The organism is Streptomyces sp. NPDC001002, assembly GCF_053599215.1.
This window is the reverse complement of record NZ_JBSFLV010000029.1, coordinates 20,828-37,365: the sequence shown is the minus strand read 5'-3', so window position 1 is coordinate 37,365 and position 16,538 is coordinate 20,828. Positions and strand designations below refer to the sequence as shown.

Genomic DNA, 16,538 nt, shown 5'->3' with positions numbered 1-16,538 from the left:
GCGTGCCTGTGAGAGGGCTCAGTCCGCTCGGCCCGTCACCGCCACCGTCACGCCGAGGCCGATCATCGTGAAGCCGCCCGCGCCGCCGATCAGGGACAGGCGGCGGTCGGAGCGGGCGAACCAGCCGCGGGCGGCCGAGGCGGTCAGGCCCCACAGGGTGTCCGTGACCAGGCCGATCGAGATGGGGATCAGGCCCAGCACCAGCATCTGCAACGGGACGTGGCCCGCCGAGTGGTCCACGAACTGGGGGAGTACGGCGGCGAAGAACACCACGCCCTTGGGATTGGTGACTCCGACGAGGGCGCCGTCGAGGACCGTGCGGAGGTCGCCTCGGGCGGGTTGAGTGGAGTCGGTCTTCATCGCCGATGCCCTCAGCTCCTTGCGGTGGCGGAAGGCCTGCACGCCCAGGTAGACGAGGTAGGCCGCGCCCGCCAGCTTCACCGCCAGGTAGACCGTGACCGACCGCTCCACCAGCGAGCCGATGCCCACCGCGACCGCCACCACCAGCAGATACGAGCCGAAGACGTTGCCGACCGCCGTCGCCACCGCGGTGCGGCGGCCGTGGGCCAGGGCCCGGCCGATGACGAACAGGACGCTCGGCCCCGGAATCACGATCACCAGCAGCGACATCGCCGCGAAGGCCAGGAAACGGTCGGTGGACACCATGCGTATCAACTCCCTCGGCCGCATTGAAACAGGCGGAGGGCACGCTCCTCTAGAGCCGATCACCCACTGATACGGACAGGGACACCGGCATGGATAGGGGGCGTTGCGAGCTGCTCGTGGAAGCTCGCAACGCCCCCTGGTATTTCACCTGAGGGGTGCTCAGGAGACCTTCTGGGTTACGAGTTGACCTGCGCGGTCACCAGGCTGGAGAAGGTGGTCAGCCGGGTGTAGACACCCGGGTAACCGGCCTCCGCACAGCCCTCGCCCCAAGAAGTGATCCCTGCCAGGACGCCCCCGATGAGCAGGGGACCGCCGCTGTCGCCCTGGCAGGTGTCTACGCCGCCGGATGTGTATCCGGCGCAAACCATGTCGGTCGCGACGTAGTCGGAACCGTAGGAGGAGCGGCAGCTGGAGTCGGACACGGTCGGGACCGTCGCCGTCCGCAGCTGGTTGGAGGAGCTGCCGTTCTCCGAGGTGGTGCCCCAGCCGATGATGCGGGCCGTCGTGCCGGCCGCGTACACCCCGGTCTGGGAGGAGGAGACGTAGGACGCCGTGGTGTACGGCATCGACGTGGAGAGGGTCAGGACGGCCACGTCGTCGCCGTTGGTGGCGTCCGTGTAGCTCGGGTTGATCCAGATCTTGCTGACCCGGCTGACCGTGCCGTTGGTGCCGTTCAGGTAGGTGCGGCCGCCGACGACTCTGACGCTGCTGGTGGTCTCGCCGACCATACAGTGGGCCGCGGTGACGACCTTGGTCGCCGACACCAGGGTGCCGCCGCAGAACTGGTTCTGCGAGGCGTCGGTGATCTGCATCATGAACGGGTACGTCGTCGTCGTGGTCGTCGTGCCGCCCACGATGGGCTGGGGGGCCGCTACAGCGGTGGGGGCGCTGAGCAGTGCGGTCGCCGCGGCGGCCGCGGTCGCCGCGAGCACGGCGGCGGTCTTCTTGGCGCGGTTGAGCCCGAACATGAGTCTCCTCAGTGGGGGTTGCCGGTGGGGGTTCGCGCGGGTGTGGGGGTGGTGCACGGGGGCCGCGGGACCGGCCCCCGTGTGCCCGGGCGAGCGGCACGTCCTCACGCTAGAACCCGGCACACCTCGCGCCCAATGAGGGAACCCCCTAGGGGAGTTGGGCAGGGAAAACCCTCGGTCGCCCTCAGTAAACCCGGGCCGGCCTCACTTCGTACGGCGCCCCGCCGCCAGTCGGACGATGTCCACCCGGGAGCGGATGCCCAGCTTGCGGTAGACCCGCGTGAGCGTCGCCTCGACCGTCTTCACGCTGATGAACAGCCGTGCGGCGATCTCCCGGTTGGTCGCCCCCTCCATGACGAGCGCGGCGACCTGACGCTCCATCGCGGCGAGCCCGTCCAGGGCGGCGAGCCCTTCCGCGCCCTCTGACGTATCGGAGGGGCTGATCGGTTCCCTCGGTCCCGACGAGGCCGCCGCCTCCACCTGACGCAGCCACGGCAGCGCCCGGCAGCGCCGGAACAACCGGGCCGCCTCGTCGTAGGCCGTCGGTCCGGGGACGGGCGTCCCGCCCGGTCTCGCGAGGTCGACCGGTCTCACCAGACCGAGTACGTGCGGGTCGGTGCGCAGGGCGGCCAGCGCGAACGCGGCGCGCGCCTCCTCAAGTCCGTAGCCCAGTTTGGCGAGCCGGTCCTGAACCGACGTCAGCTGGGCGAGCGCGGCCTCGTGTTCGCCGCGTGCGGCCCGCACCAGCGCCTCGGCCCGGTCGAGTACGGCCAGCACGCTCTCGCGGCCCAGGCGCAGCGCGTGCTCGCGGGTCACGGCGACCAGTTGCCGCGCCTCCTCGACCTCGCCGATCCGGACGAGGGCCTCGGCGAGGTCGCCCTGCCAGCGTCCGCGCGCCGGGTCGGTGATGCCGAGTCCGTGCTCCAGCTCCCGCACCCGGCGCAGCGAGCGCGCCGCGCCCTCGGCGTCCCCGGCGACCAACTGGGCGAACCCGAGCGCGGTCAGCCCCCGGGAGACGTACATCTGGTCGCCGACCTGCTCGGCCTGCTCGACGGCCTCGTGCGCGAGGGCGAGGGCGCGGTCGGGGTCGCCGCCGGAGGCCTCGGCGAGGGAGTTGAGCACGGCCGAGGGGATCTCGCCGATGCCGGAGTCGCGGGCCAGGCGCATGCTCTCGCGGGCCAGGTCGAGGGCGCGTCCGCAGTGTCCGGAGCGCAGTTCGGTCTCGGCGAGCAGCCGGACGAAGTGCACCTCGCTCTCGACCATGCCGCGCCGTCGCACCTCGCGCAGCAGGGCGGTGACGGTCGAGCGGGCCTCGGGCAGCTGGTCGCTCATGATCAGCCAGCGGTACCGGGCCGCGCCCGCGCCGTTGTGATGGCAGGAGACCGCGGGATCCTGCGGCTCCTTGAGCGCCCGTTTGATGGTCGCGGGGGCGTCGGGGTGGCCCATCAGGGTCTCGGTCTGTGCCTGGAACGCGAGCGCGAGCAGCTCGGTGCGCCGGTCGCCGGCCCGGGCCGCCAGCTCCGCCGCGTGCGCGGCCTCCTCCCGGCCGATGGCGAAGTCGCCCTCCACCACCAGTCCCCGCCAGGCGAGTTGGTAGTGGACCAGGGCGAGCAGCCGCGGGTCGTCGCCGGCGTCGGCGAGCACCTGCGGGTAGACGGTGTCGACCTCGCCGATCGCCTGTCCGGCGGCCTCGATCACCACCATCCAGGCCCGCACCCGGTCGGCGGGCGCGGTGGCCCGGGTCAGCACCTCGCGCGCGATGTCCCGGGCGAGGTCCACCTCGCCGGCGGTGATCGCGTCCTCCGCGGCCTGCAGCCGGTGCTCGTCGGGGCCCGGCGTGTCGTCGGCCGGGGTGTGCCGGGCGGCGAGCAGACCGAGCGAGGCGGCCACCGAGGGCGCCCCGCGGTCCCGGGCCAGCGCGGCCGCCTCGGCGAGCCGGGCCGCGGCCTCCGGGTCGGTGCCGGTGGTGGCGAGGGCGAGATGCCGGGCCCGCTCGATGGGGTCGGAGGCCGCCGTGGACAGCGCGGCGTGCGCGGCCCGCCGTTCCTGCGCGGGCGCCTCCGCGTACAGCGCGGCCGAGATCAGCGGATGCGCGAAGCGTACGGCGGGACCCTCGGGTTCCGTGGCGAGCAGCCCCAGTTCGGCCGCCTGCGCGGTCTCGGCCTCGGCGTTCTCCCGTCCTGCCGCGTGCAGCAGGGCCAGGGTGGGGCGGGCGCCGGCGCTGGCCACCAGGAGGGTGTGGCGGGCCGGGGCGGGGAGCATGTCCAGCCGGTTCAGGACGAGGGCGCGCAGCGAGGTCGGCACCGGGAGCGGCTCGCCGGGTCGGGGCGGGGTGGGGTTCTCGGCGAGGGCGCGGCCGAGTTCCAGGGCGAAGAGCGGGTTGCCGGCGCTGGTGCGGTGGATGTCGCGGACCGTGGAGCGGGGCAGGCCGGTGTAGCCGCGGTGGTCGAGCAGCGCGGAGACCTGGGCGCGGGAGAGCGCGCCGAGCCGGACGGCGAGGGTGTCCGGCGGGGACGCGCGTAGATGACGGTCGTACTCCTGCCCCTCGGTCCGTACCGCGCTCAGCACCTGCACGGGGGTGTCGCCGAGGCGGCGGGCGGCGAAGCCGAGCAGCTCCGCGCTGGCCGGATCCAGCCACTGGAGGTCGTCGGCGACGATCAGGACGGGGCCCTGGGCCGCGAGGGCGCGCAGGGTGGACAGCACGGCCAGGCGCAGGGCGAGACCGTCGCGTTGGAGAGTCGATTCGCCGCGGCCGGTGAGCGCGGATTCCAGGGCGGTGCGCTGGGCGGCGGGCAGCCGCTGGGAGACCTCGTCGGCGACCAGACCGAGCAGGTCGGCGAGGGCCAGGAAGGGGAGATGGGATTCGGACTCGGTGGCCGAGCAGCGCAAGACGGTACGTGCATGCGCCCCGTATTCGGTGGCCAATGCCCGCAGCACGGTCGACTTTCCTATTCCGGCGGGGCCGTGGAGCAGCACACTGCCGCCGTGGGCGAGCTGCTCGCGCGCCGCGCCGAACAGCTCCTCCCTGCCGATGACCAGGTCGGGGCGGCATCTGGCAGGTTCCTTGAAGTCCCGTGGCACGGTCACCGCTCCCCTCCGTGTGTCGTGTCCGGGCCAAATTCTAGGCAACGTCGCATTGAAATTCGGACGGACCAGGTGGTGAGGGATATAACAACAGTGAGGCATAAGCAAATTCAAAGCGTGGCTGAATGAATAGATTGCCCACCCCGGAAGCCCGGCACACCTGAGCCGGCATACCTGGACCGGCACACCCGGGCCCGCTCGCCGGGCAGTCCTAGGGCAACAGTCCCGCGCGCCGCGCCGACGCCACCGCCTCTCCCCGGGTGTGGGCACCCAGCCTGCGCATCGCCGAGCGGAGATAGCTCTTCACCGTCTCCGGCCGCAGCCCCAGCCGTTCGGCCGCCGCCGCGTTGGTCGCGCCCGCCGCCAGACACGCCAGTACGTCCAGCTCCCGGGGCGCCAGCCGCACGTCCTCGGCCGACTCGCCCGACGCCAACAGCTCGCAGGCGTCGAGGAGTTCGGCCCGCAGCACCGGGTCGGTGATCCGCGGCGCCAGCGCCCGCAGCGCCGCGTGCGCCTGTCGTACCTGCTCCACCACGGCCCCTCCCGCCGGGTCCCGGTCCTGCCCGGTCCGCGTGGCCACCGCCATCAGACCGCGCACCTCCTCCTGGACGACCAGCGCCTGCTCGACGTCCCGCGCGGCCTCCATCGCCAGGCTCAGCGTCCGGTCGCCCAGCGGCTGGGCCGAGCGCAGGGCGCCGTACAAGACACCGCGCACCCGGCGCCGTACCACCACGGGCACCGCCAGCATCGAGCGCAGCCCCTCGGCGGCGACCGGGGCGTCGTACTCGTGGCTGATCTGCGACGAGGACGAGTAGTCCGCCACCGCGCACGGCCGGGCCAGCGCGACCGCCCGGCCGCCCAGGCCGTTGCCGGAGGCCACCGCGAGGGCCCGCAGCGCGGGCGTGGCGGTGCCGCTGAGCTCGCTGATGCGCACCTGTCCGCGCCCCGCCTCGACCAGGCCGCCGAAGGCCACCGGCAGCCCGGTCAGGCGCCGCATCCGCACCAGCGCACCCTGAATCTCCACCGACCCGGTCGCGTCCGTCGTCACCTGATCGCCCTTTCCCGCGGCGCACACCCCCGTTCGGGGGTAGTGAGACCTGCACCACGGATTACACGATGGCAGAGAGCCGCCCGGCAATGGTCCGGTAACGAGGAGGACGCAAGATGACGACGGCGACGGAGCTCTTCCGCGGCGCGCGGGACTTCCTGCTGGCGCACCGCGAGGACTACGCGAAGGCGTACGAGGGGTTCAGCTGGCCCCGACCCGAGCGGTTCAACTGGGCGCTCGACTGGTTCGACGTCATCGCGGAGGGCAACGACCGGACCGCCCTGCACATCGTCGAGGAGGACGGCACCGAGGTCCGCCTCTCCTTCGCCGAGCTGTCCGAGCGCTCCGACCGGATCGCGAACTGGCTGCGCGACCGGGGCGTCGGCCCCGAGGACCGCATCCTCGTCATGCTCGGCAACCAGGCCGAACTGTGGGAGACCGCGCTCGCCGCGATGAAACTGCGCGCCGTCGTCATCCCGGCCACCCCGCTGCTGGGCCCCGCCGACCTGCGCGACCGCGTCGAGCGCGGGCGCGTCAGCCACGTGATCGTGCGTGCCGAGGACACCGCCAAGTTCGCCGACGTGCCGGGCAGTTACACCCGCATCTCCGTCGGCGGTCTGCCGGAGGAGGGCTGGGAGCCGTACGAGGACGCGTACGTCGCCCCCGCCGAGTTCCTCCCGGACGGGCCCACCCTCGCCGACGACCCGCTGATGCTGTACTTCACCTCCGGCACGACCGCCCGCCCCAAACTGGTCGAGCACACCCACACGTCGTATCCGATCGGCCATCTCGCCACCCTGTACTGGATCGGCCTCAAGCCCGGCGACGTGCACCTCAACATCTCCTCGCCCGGCTGGGCCAAGCACGCCTGGTCGAACCTGTTCGCGCCGTGGAACGCGGAGGCGACCGTCTTCATCCACAACTACACGCGCTTCGACCCGGCCCGGCTGATGGCCGAGATGGACCGCGCGGGCGTCACCACCTTCTGCGCCCCACCGACCGTGTGGCGCATGCTGATCCAGGCCGACCTGACCCAACTGCGCACCCCGCCGCGGGAGGTGGTGGCCGCGGGGGAGCCGCTCAACCCCGAGGTCATCGAACAGGTGCGGCGCGCCTGGGGAGTCACCGTCCGGGACGGCTTCGGACAGACCGAGACCGCCGTGCAGGTCGCCAACAGCCCCGGCCAGCCGCTGAAGACCGGTTCGATGGGACGGCCGAGCCCCGGCTACCGGGTCGAACTCCTCGACCCCGTGACCGGCGCCCCCGGCGTCGACGAGGGCGAGATCTCCCTCGACCTGTCCGCCCACCCGGTCGGCCTGATGACCGGCTACCACGGAGACCCCGACCGTACGGCGGAGGCGATGGCCGCCGGCTACTACCGCACCGGCGACATCGGCTCCCGTGACGCGGACGGCTACATCACCTACGTCGGCCGGTCCGACGACGTGTTCAAGGCCTCCGACTACAAGATCAGCCCCTTCGAGCTGGAGAGCGCGCTCCTCGAACACGAGGCGGTGGCCGAGGCCGCGGTCGTGCCCGCGCCGGACGAACTGCGCCTGGCCGTACCGAAGGCGTACATCGTCCTCGCCGAGGGCTGGCAGCCGGGACCCGACACCGCGAAGGTGCTCTTCGAGCACTCCCGGGAGGTGCTGGCCCCCTACAAGCGCGTCCGCCGACTGGAGTTCGGGGCGCTGCCCAAGACCGTCTCCGGCAAGATCCGCCGGATCGAGCTGCGAGAGGCCACGGCCGCCGGCTCGGCGGACGAGTACCGCGAGGAGGACTTCCGGTGACCGCACAACCCTCGTACACCCACGGCACGAGCGCGACGACCCTGCTCGGCGACACGATCGGCGCCAACCTCGACCGGGCCGTCGCCGCCTGGCCCGACCGCGAGGCGCTGGTCGACGTGCCTTCCGGGCGCCGCTGGACGTACGCCCAATTCGCCACCGATGTCGAGCAGTTGGCGTCCGCGCTGCTCGCGAGCGGGGTCGTCAAGGGCGACCGGGTGGGCATCTGGGCGATCAACTGCCCGGAGTGGGTGCTCGTCCAGTACGCCACCGCCCGCGTCGGCGCGATCATGGTGAACATCAACCCCGCCTACCGCACCCACGAGGTCGAGTACGTCCTCAAGCAGGCCGGGATCTCCCTGCTGGTCGCGTCCCTCAGTCACAAGACCAGCGACTACCGGGCGATGGTCGACGAAGTGCGGGGCAGGTGCCCCGAGTTGCGCGAGGTCGTGTACATCGGCGACCCGAGCTGGGAGGCGCTGCTGGGGCGCGCGACGAGCGAGGTGGCGTACCCGGAGCTGTCCTGCGACGACCCCATCAACATCCAGTACACCTCGGGCACGACGGGCTTCCCCAAGGGGGCCACCCTCTCCCACCACAACATCCTCAACAACGGTTATTTCGTGGGTGAGTTGATCTCCTACACGGAACAGGACCGGGTCTGCATCCCGGTGCCCTTCTACCACTGCTTCGGCATGGTGATGGCCAACCTCGCGATCACCTCGCACGGCGCCTGCATGGTCATCCCGGCCCCGTCCTTCGACCCGAAGGCCAGCCTGGAGGCGGTCCAGCAGGAGCGCTGCACCTCCCTCTACGGCGTACCGACCATGTTCATCGCGGAGTTGAACCTCCCCGACTTCGCGAACTACGACCTCTCCTCCCTGCGTACCGGCATCATGGCGGGCTCGCCCTGCCCGGTGGAGGTGATGAAACGGGTGGTCGCCGAGATGCACATGGCCGAGGTCTCCATCTGCTACGGCATGACCGAGACGTCCCCCGTCTCCCTCCAGACCCGCAGGGACGACGACCTCGAACACCGCACCGGCACGGTCGGCCGCGTCCTGCCGCACATCGAGGTGAAGGTCGTCGACCCGGCCACCGGGGTTACCCAACCCCGGGGCACCGCGGGGGAGTTGTGCACCCGCGGCTACAGCGTGATGCTCGGCTACTGGAACGAGCCGGAGAAGACCGCCGAGGCCGTCGACCCCGGCCGCTGGATGCACACCGGCGACCTGGCCATGATGCGCGACGACGGCTACGTCGAGATCGTCGGCCGCATCAAGGACCTCATCATCCGCGGCGGCGAGAACATCTACCCGCGCGAGATCGAGGAGTTCCTCTACGCCCATCCGAAGATCGCCGACGTCCAGGTCGTCGGCGTCCCGCACGAGCGCTACGGCGAGGAGGTCCTGGCCTGCGTCATCACCCGCGACCCGGCCGACCCGCTGACCCTGGAGGAACTGCGCGCCTTCTGCGACGGCCGGCTCGCCCACTACAAGATCCCGAGCAGGCTGCAGCTGCTGGACTCCTTCCCGATGACGGTGTCCGGGAAGGTGCGGAAGATCGAGCTGCGGGAGAAGTACGCGGACGGCTCCTGAGCCGGTTGCTGAGGGGAGCCGGTGCCCGCGAGGAGCCGGCTTCCGTGAGCAGCCGGTTTCCGGGGGAGCCGGTCACGGGCCCGCCGCGTCCAGGTCGTCGGCGAGGGTGTTGACCGGCTGCGGGGTGCCCGTGAGGTCGAGGACGAACAGGGGCATGCCGAGGGAGTCGGCGCAGGTGCGGGCGTCGGTGGCGTAGCCCGCGAGGGAGAAGTAGACGCAGGCCGAGGACTCCGTCATGGCCGTCAGCCACAGGCACTCCACATCGCGCAGCGCGGCCGGGCGGACGGTCGGGTCGACCTGGGCCAGCAGGCCGCGGGCGGCGAGCCCGATGCCGGACGGGGGTCTCTGGTCGGCCCGCCGGATGTCCTGGTAGCCGAGCCAGCGCAGATACAGGGCGGCCGCCGTCACCGCGTCCCGGGCCGTACGGATCGTGACCGGCTGGAAGGCCCGGCGCGACGGCGTCCCGCCGAGCGCGGTCGCGGTGGAGGTCAGGTGCGGCAGCGCCTCCGGGGGCGCGGACCGGCCGTCCGTCTCGGCCACCGGGATCCGCAGCACGGTCCCGCACGGGCAGCCCAGCTCCGGGTACGGCCACTGGTCGAGGCGGTCGCAGGAGGAGCAGCGCACGCCGATCCACTCCTCGTCCCAGGCCCGGTGCGTGACGGCCGTCGGCACACCGCTCGGGTCCAGCGGCGGGGCGACCGGCGCACCGCACACGCACGGATAGGACGGTGCGGTGTAGCGGTGCTCGCGCCGGCAGGCCGGGCAGCGCACCGGCACGCTCTCGGGCATGGCCACTCCAAGGCGTCGCATCGGGACGGCGGTCCCATAGTGCTCCTGCGCACCCCTGCTTGTCCGACGCTTCGCGTCGCCCGACGGACGTGCGTGCACTGCCCGCCGCTCTCTTGACGGTCCTCGCCCCTCCACCTACATTGCTTCCAGATAGTAGAAAACAGTTTCCGTATTACGGAAGAGCTACTCGCGGCGGGGCGCGACGGGAGTGCCATTCCGACAGCCGAAGCAGGAGTACGCAATGGCTCGAATGACCGCTGCCCGCGCGGCAGTTGAGATCCTCAAGCGCGAGGGCGTCAGCAACGCGTTCGGTGTGCCCGGCGCGGCGATCAACCCCTTCTACGCGGCGCTCAAGGCCTCCGGCGGCATCCAGCACACCCTCGCCCGCCATGTCGAGGGCGCCTCGCACATGGCCGAGGGCTACACCCGCACCCACCCGGGCAACATCGGCGTCTGCGTCGGCCCGGGTGGCGGGGCGGCTCCCGCTCTACTGCACCGCCACCGGAAAGGCGATCCTGGCGTTCTCCCCCGCCACCCTGTTCGGCGAGGTGGTCAGGAACGGACTGAAACCCTTCACCCGGCACACGATCACCTCTCCGGGGCGGCTGCGCGGGCAGGTGGAGCGGATCCGGGAGGAGGGCCTCGCGACCGAGGGGGAAGAGGTCCGGCTCGGCTACATGAGCATGGCCGTGCCGGTCTTCGGCCGACAGGACACCCTCGCCGGCGCCCTGTCGATCACCGCGCCGACGTACCGCGTGGACGCGGCCGCCCACGCGAGCGCGCTGCGCACCGCGGGCCTGGGCATCGGCCGGGCGCTGCGGTCGGCCCTGTGAGCACTCTGGACGAGGTGCTGGTCCGGGCCCGGAGTCTCGTCGGCCGGTGGGAGGACGAGGACTGCGGGACGGTGACCGTGAAGGACTTCTGCCGGTACGCCGCCGCGCTCAACGACGCCGACTACATCGTGCGGGCCCGGGAACGGGAGGCGGCGGGCGAACCGGTCGAGGCTCCCGTCCTCTTCCTCGCGGCCACCATGAGCTGGGAGGACGGGCCCACCGAACGGGAGTTGCGGCCGGACGGGCTGGCCGCCCGTGAGTCGCCGTGCACCCAGGGCCTCCCGGTCCGACAGGTGCACGGCGGCCAGACCGTACGGCCGGGCCGGGCGCCGGTCGCGGGCAGCCGTATCACCGCTTCCCGTGCCGTCGTCTCCGCCGAACGCAAACAGGGCCGCTCAGGGCCCTTCGTCCTGCTCGGCCTCAGCACCCGCTTCACCTCGGCGGACGGGACCGAACTGACGGCCGTGGACGAGACGATCGTGGTGATGGAAGCAATCGACCCTCCTGGAACCCCATGAACAGGCCCACTGTCGGCGACACCTGCCCGGCACAGCGGTACACGCACAGCAGAGTCCAGCTCTTCCGCTTCGGTGCCGTGTCCTGGAACTCCCATCGCATCCACTACGACGCCGAGTTCGCGGCCTCGGAGGGCTTCCCGGACGTCGTCGTGCAGTCCACGCTCCACGGCGAGACCCTCACCCGGTACGCGTTGGCGTGGGCCGGACCGAACTCCCGTCTGGAAACGGTGAGTTGGCGCAACCGTACGACCGCGGTGGCCGATGAGCCGCTCACCTGGACCGCGACCGTGCGGGCGGTGGAGGGTGCGCGGGTCTCCCTGGACGTGGCCGTCCTCAAGGCCGACGGGACTCCGTGCGTGACGGGAAGCGTCGAACTCGCCCTCGTCTGAGAGGCGTCCCGTCAGCCGGACCGGTTCCGTTGGGCGGAGAGCCGCCCGTTCCTACGCTCCTGGACATGAGCGTTCCTACTGTTCAGCCGGTCGCCCCGGACCAGTCGCCGGTGATCGAGACCGACATCCTGATCATCGGCGCCGGCCCGTCCGGCCTCTACGGCGCCTACTACGCGGGCTTCCGCGGACTGCGCGTCACCGTCATGGACGTACTGCCGCAGTGCGGCGGCCAGATCAGCGCGATGTACCCCGAGAAACCCATCTTCGACATCGCCGGATTCCCGTCGGTGCGCGGTCGCGACCTCGTCGACAACCTGGTCGCCCAGGCCGCGCCGTACGGCGTCCGCTACCTCCTGGGGCAGCGGGCGGTCGACCTGGCCCACGGCCCCGACGGCCGTCCGCTCGTCCGCACCGACGACGGAACCCTCGTACGGGCGGGGGCAGTTGTGATCACGGGCGGGGTGGGGACGTTCACCCCCAGACCGCTTCCTGCGGGCGAGGCGTATCTCGGGCGCGGGCAGGTGTACTTCGTGCCGGACCCGGTCGCCCACACCGATCACGACGTGGTGGTCGTCGGGGGCGGTGACAGCGCCTTCGACTGGGCGGCGCTGCTCGCTCCCATCGCCCGGTCCGTCACGCTCGTCCATCGCAGCGCGCGGTTCCGGGCGCACGCGGCGAGCGTGGAGAAGGTGCGCGCCCTCGGCATCGAGCTGATCACCGACTCCGAAGTGAGCGCGCTGCACGGCGAGTTGGGAGTCGAGCGGGTCGAGGTCCGGCACCGTACCGAGAAAACCACTCGGCTGCTGCCCGCCCGTACCGTCGTCGCCGCCCTCGGCTTCATCGCCGACCTCGGCCCGCTGCAGACCTGGGGACTCGAACTCCAGGCCCGGCGGATCTCCGTGGACACCCGGATGGCCACCAATCTGCCCCGCGTGTTCGCGGCCGGCGACATCACCGACTACCCGGGCAAGGTCCGGCTGATCTCCGTCGGCTTCGGCGAGGTCGCCACCGCCGTGAACAACGCGGCCACCGTCATCGACCCCGAGGCGGCACTGTTCCCCGGTCATTCCACCGAGAAGGAGAACTGACATGGCCTACGTCATCGGATCGGCCTGCGTCGACATCATGGACCGCTCCTGCATGGAGGAATGCCCGGTCGACTGCATCTACGAAGGCGAGCGCAAGCTCTACATCAACCCCGTGGAGTGCATCGACTGCGGCGCCTGCGAGACGGCCTGCCCCGAGCAGGCGATCACCGTCGACCGGCTCGCCGACCCGGAGTTCCGCGCCGACAACCGCCGCTTCTTCGAGGAGCCCCTGGCGGGCCGTACGGCTCCTCTCGGCACCCCGGGCGGGGCGACCGCCCTGGGCCCGGTGGGCGCCGACACGGCCTTCGTCGGCTCGCTTCCCGAGAGTGCGTGACGGGCCCCGGGATCCACCGCGGGTGGCGGAAAACTGCGCCTCCAGGGGCGGCGCATTCCTGCGCGTCCCGAGCGAACTCCAAGTGAAAACTGCACCGCAACACAGCCACACCATCGTCGCCTCACACTCCCCCTTACCAGTTCCCGCGAAGGGGAGTGAATCCGGCCTCATGACGATTCCCGCCACATCTGGAACCACCGCCCACAGGAGCCCCGTATGACCGAGCGAACGGTTCTGTCGGGGGTGACCCTGATCGACGGCACCGGCCGTGCCGCGCGGTCGGACGCGACCGTGGTGATCGACGGCGCCGTGATCGCCGAGGTGGGTGCCGCGGACACGGTGGCGACGGCTCCTGGGGACACCGTGTACGACCTGCGGGGTCTGACCCTGCTGCCCGGCCTCATCGACTGCCATGTGCATCTGCGGTCCAACGCGAGCAACCGGCCGCACGACGTGCACCTGTGGAACATGCTGACCTCGATCGAGGAGCAGACCCTCCATGCCGCGGCCAACGCCCGCGAGGCGCTGCGGTCCGGTTTCACCACCGTCCGGGACACCGCGGGCTCGCTGCCCGAGGTGGCCGTCAAGCACGTGATCGACGAGCACGTCCTCGACGGGGCGCGGGTCGTCGCCTCGGGGCTCGTGGGCATGACCGCCGGGCACGGCGACATGTTCTGTCCGGCGACGCTCGACGAGAAGCGGATGTGGCCGCCGGCCGACGGTGTCGACGAGTGCCGCAAGCGGGTCAGGGAGTACGCCCGGATGGGCGTGGACCTGATCAAGATCTGCACCAGCGGCGGCACGCTCTCGCTCGGCGACAAGACCGAGTGGCGCAACTACACGGACGCCGAGATCGACGCGATCGTCGACGAGGCGCACGCCCTGGACCTGCGGGTGGCGGCCCACGCACACACCCGGGCCGGGATCACCCCGGCGCTCACCGCCGGGGTGGACACCCTGGAGCACGGCTCCGACCTCGACGAGGACCTCGTGGAGCTGATGCTCGAACAGGGCACGTTCCTGTGCCCGACCCTGTCGCTCAGCGAGTTCATGCTGGAGCACGGGGATCAACGCGGCCTGGCCACCGAGCAGTTGGAGAAGGCGGAGGTGCTGCGCGAGCGGCGGCTCACGTCCGTACGCCTCGCTCATCAGGCCGGCGTACGGATCATCGCCGGCAGCGACTCGTCCAACACGATGCGCTTCGGCAACCACGCCCGCGAACTGGAGCTGCTGCACGAGCAGATCGGCATGACGCCGGCCGAGGCACTGGTCGCGGCGACCTCGGCCGCCGCCGACGCCCTCGGGCTGGGCGCCAGGACCGGGACGGTCGCTCCGGGGATGTGGGCGGACCTGCTGCTGGTCGACGGTGATCCGCTCGCCGATCTGAGTGTGCTCGGTGACCGGCGGCGGCTCAGCGCGGTGTTCCGCGAGGGCCGGGTAACGGACCCGAACGCGGCCGAGTCCGTCCCCGGCGCGCTGGCCGCGCGGCGCCGTCCCTTCGATCCGACCCGTTCGACGCCCCGGGCGTCGACGTCGGCCGCCGCGATATAGGGGAGAGATCCAGTGCTGCGCTATCTGTCGATCCGTGTGCTGCGCTCGCTCGCGGTGGTCCTCTGCCTCAGCGCCATCGTGTTCGCGCTGTCCCATCTGGTCCCCGGCGATCCGGCGGCCCTGATCGCCGGCGAGAACTCGACTCCCGAGCTGCGTGCCCAGATCACCCATCAGCTGGGGCTCGACCAGCCCGTGTGGTCGCAGTACCTGAGCTGGATCGGGCATGCCGTGCGGGGCGACCTGGGCTCGTCGCTGCTGGACGGGCAGAGCGTCGGCGCACAGGTCGCCGCCCGGCTTCCGGTGAGCCTCGAACTCGCCGTGTACGCCGCGGTGATCGCGGTCCTGTGGGGCATCCCGGCAGGGATCTGGTCGGCCATGCATCAGGGCCGCGCCAGGGACCGGGTGGTCAACAGCGCCGCGTTCATGGGGCTCGCCGTCCCGCCGTTCGTGGTCGGCACGGTCATGGTCCTCCTGGTGAGCACGCTGGCACCGGCCTGGCCCCTCTTCTCCTTCGTGCCGTTCTCCGAGGATCCGCTGCTCAACCTCCAGGTGCTGCTGCTCCCCGCCATCGCCCTGGGCATCCCGTTCGGCGCGACGCTCTGCCGGTACATGCGGGCCGCCGTCCTCGACGTCGAGGGCCAGGACTTCATGCGGACGGCGGCGGCGAAGGGCGCGGGGCGCCGGCGGCTGATGCTGCGGCACGCGCTGCGCAACGCGCTGGTGCCGGTGGTCACCGCCGGTGGTCTACAGCTCGGGGTGCTGGTCGGCGGCACCGTCATCGTCGAGCAGGTCTTCGCCCTCCCCGGCCTCGGCTCGCTGATCGTCAACTCCATCACCCAGCACGACTTCACGGTGATCCAGGGCGCGATCCTCGCGCTCGGCGCCTCCTATGTGCTGATCAACCTGCTGACCGACCTGGTCTATCCCCTCATCGACCCGCGCATCCGCACGACAGGAGCACGCCGTGACGGTTGAATCCCCCGCGCCCACCGCCGCCGTCACCGCGACCGCGGCACCGCGCCGCAGGCCCCGGCTCGGCTGGAACCCGACGCTGACCACGGGTGTCTGCATCCTCGGCGCGATCGTGCTGGCGGCCCTGCTCATCGGCGCCTTCGGCCGCTACGCGCCGACGGACGTCGGCGAGTCGCTGCTCACCGGTCCCTCGGGCAGCCACTGGCTGGGCACCGACAACCTCGGCCGTGACCTGTTCACCCGGACCTTCGCCGCGGCCCGGCAGTCCCTCCTGGTCGCCTTCGGGGCGACCACGGTGGCCGCGCTGATCGGCGTCCCGATCGGTCTCGTCGCGGGCTACAACGCGCGGCGCCTGGACGCGGTGCTGATGGCCGCGATGGACACCGCGATGTCGATCCCCTCGGTGCTGCTGGCACTTGTGCTGGTGTCGATCTTCAGCCCGGGCATGTGGGTCCTCATCGGGGGCATGGGGCTGATCTTCGTGCCCTACTTCGCGCGGATCGTACGGGCTCCGGCGCTCACCGTGCGCGAGCGCGACTTCGTCTCGGCGGCCCGCATCGCCGGCGTACGCACCCCCGTGGTCATCGGCCGCCATGTGCTGCCGAACGTGCTGTCCTCCGCGCTCGTCCAGTACGCCAACACGGCGGCGACCTGCGTGCTGGTCGAGGCGTCCCTGAGCTATCTGGGTCTCGGCATCCAGCCGCCGACGCCGAGTTGGGGCCGGATGATCTTCGAGGGGCAGCGCTACATGAAGGACGACCCCCTGCTGGTGATCGTCCCCGGCATCACCCTGGCCATCGCCACCGCGGCCTTCGGCCTCATCTCCGACGGCCTCCAGGAACACCTCAAACCGCGCGGCAAGCGCCGTACGTCCTGAACGGGCTCTCGCACCACGTCACTTCACCCTCACGTT

General features: G+C 71.6%; 15 protein-coding genes and 1 pseudogene. 11 read left to right on the top strand and 5 right to left on the bottom strand.

Features of this window, described 5'->3' with window-relative positions; all coding sequences use genetic code 11:
• Positions 1 to 18: 18 nt before the first annotated feature.
• The 4 genes from ACWDR3_RS15890 to ACWDR3_RS15875 form a co-directional block, all read right to left on the bottom strand.
• Complete coding sequence (locus ACWDR3_RS15890; RefSeq protein WP_450353064.1) at positions 19 to 666, bottom strand: LysE family translocator; 648 nt, start codon at positions 664 to 666, stop codon at positions 19 to 21.
• 176 nt (positions 667 to 842) lie between these two features.
• Positions 843 to 1,634: a S1 family peptidase gene (locus ACWDR3_RS15885; protein ID WP_450353063.1), complete on the bottom strand. Its 792-nt coding sequence runs from the start codon at positions 1,632 to 1,634 to the stop codon at positions 843 to 845.
• A gap of 204 nt (positions 1,635 to 1,838) precedes the next feature.
• Entirely contained in the window at positions 1,839 to 4,721 is a 2,883-nt protein-coding gene (locus ACWDR3_RS15880) for an AAA family ATPase (RefSeq protein ID WP_450353062.1), read from the bottom strand.
• A 208-nt stretch (positions 4,722 to 4,929) separates the two neighbouring features.
• Positions 4,930 to 5,766 (bottom strand): response regulator transcription factor, encoded by an 837-nt coding sequence (locus ACWDR3_RS15875; RefSeq protein ID WP_450353061.1) that lies wholly within the window; start codon positions 5,764 to 5,766, stop codon positions 4,930 to 4,932.
• Positions 5,767 to 5,882: 116 nt separating this feature from the next.
• Here ACWDR3_RS15875 and ACWDR3_RS15870 point away from each other — a divergent pair, with 116 nt between their 5' ends.
• Together ACWDR3_RS15870 and ACWDR3_RS15865 are read left to right on the top strand one after the other, a co-directional pair.
• Positions 5,883 to 7,556, top strand: a complete 1,674-nt coding sequence (locus ACWDR3_RS15870; RefSeq protein ID WP_450353060.1) for an AMP-binding protein — start codon at positions 5,883 to 5,885, stop codon at positions 7,554 to 7,556.
• Complete coding sequence (locus ACWDR3_RS15865; RefSeq protein WP_450353059.1) at positions 7,553 to 9,151, top strand: AMP-binding protein; 1,599 nt, start codon at positions 7,553 to 7,555, stop codon at positions 9,149 to 9,151. The genes ACWDR3_RS15870 and ACWDR3_RS15865 overlap by 4 nt, the downstream gene beginning before the upstream one ends.
• Positions 9,152 to 9,223: 72 nt before the next feature.
• Here the strand turns inward: ACWDR3_RS15865 and ACWDR3_RS15860 are convergent, their stop codons facing one another.
• Positions 9,224 to 9,940 (bottom strand): hypothetical protein, encoded by a 717-nt coding sequence (locus ACWDR3_RS15860; RefSeq protein WP_450353058.1) that lies wholly within the window; start codon positions 9,938 to 9,940, stop codon positions 9,224 to 9,226.
• A 241-nt stretch (positions 9,941 to 10,181) separates the two neighbouring features.
• On the opposite strand from ACWDR3_RS15860, the pseudogene ACWDR3_RS15855 reads away from it, so the two are divergent.
• The 9 genes and pseudogenes from ACWDR3_RS15855 to ACWDR3_RS15815 form a co-directional block, all read left to right on the top strand.
• Positions 10,182 to 10,433: pseudogene (locus ACWDR3_RS15855) on the top strand (thiamine pyrophosphate-binding protein); the annotation flags it as partial.
• Positions 10,330 to 10,773, top strand: a complete 444-nt coding sequence (locus ACWDR3_RS15850) for an IclR family transcriptional regulator domain-containing protein (protein ID WP_450353057.1) — start codon at positions 10,330 to 10,332, stop codon at positions 10,771 to 10,773. The pseudogene ACWDR3_RS15855 and the gene ACWDR3_RS15850, both read left to right, overlap by 104 nt.
• The gene (locus tag ACWDR3_RS15845) at positions 10,770 to 11,291 is read left to right on the top strand and encodes an FAS1-like dehydratase domain-containing protein (protein WP_450353104.1); all 522 of its coding nucleotides are present in this window, start codon (positions 10,770 to 10,772) and stop codon (positions 11,289 to 11,291) included. Before ACWDR3_RS15850 ends, ACWDR3_RS15845 begins: the two co-directional genes overlap by 4 nt.
• Positions 11,288 to 11,680: an acyl dehydratase gene (locus tag ACWDR3_RS15840; protein ID WP_450353056.1), complete on the top strand. Its 393-nt coding sequence runs from the start codon at positions 11,288 to 11,290 to the stop codon at positions 11,678 to 11,680. The genes ACWDR3_RS15845 and ACWDR3_RS15840 overlap by 4 nt, the downstream gene beginning before the upstream one ends.
• A 65-nt stretch (positions 11,681 to 11,745) precedes the next feature.
• Complete coding sequence (locus ACWDR3_RS15835; protein WP_450353055.1) at positions 11,746 to 12,768, top strand: NAD(P)/FAD-dependent oxidoreductase; 1,023 nt, start codon at positions 11,746 to 11,748, stop codon at positions 12,766 to 12,768.
• A gap of 1 nt (position 12,769) precedes the next feature.
• Positions 12,770 to 13,102 (top strand): ferredoxin, encoded by a 333-nt coding sequence (gene fdxA / locus ACWDR3_RS15830; protein WP_450353054.1) that lies wholly within the window; start codon positions 12,770 to 12,772, stop codon positions 13,100 to 13,102.
• Positions 13,103 to 13,318: 216 nt separating this feature from the next.
• Complete coding sequence (locus ACWDR3_RS15825) at positions 13,319 to 14,653, top strand: amidohydrolase family protein (protein WP_450353053.1); 1,335 nt, start codon at positions 13,319 to 13,321, stop codon at positions 14,651 to 14,653.
• 12 nt (positions 14,654 to 14,665) lie between these two features.
• On the top strand, positions 14,666 to 15,628 hold the full coding sequence (locus ACWDR3_RS15820) for an ABC transporter permease (RefSeq protein WP_450353052.1): 963 nt from the start codon (positions 14,666 to 14,668) through the stop codon (positions 15,626 to 15,628).
• On the top strand, positions 15,618 to 16,502 hold the full coding sequence (locus ACWDR3_RS15815) for an ABC transporter permease (RefSeq protein ID WP_450353051.1): 885 nt from the start codon (positions 15,618 to 15,620) through the stop codon (positions 16,500 to 16,502). The genes ACWDR3_RS15820 and ACWDR3_RS15815 overlap by 11 nt, the downstream gene beginning before the upstream one ends.
• Positions 16,503 to 16,538: the final 36 nt, after the last annotated feature.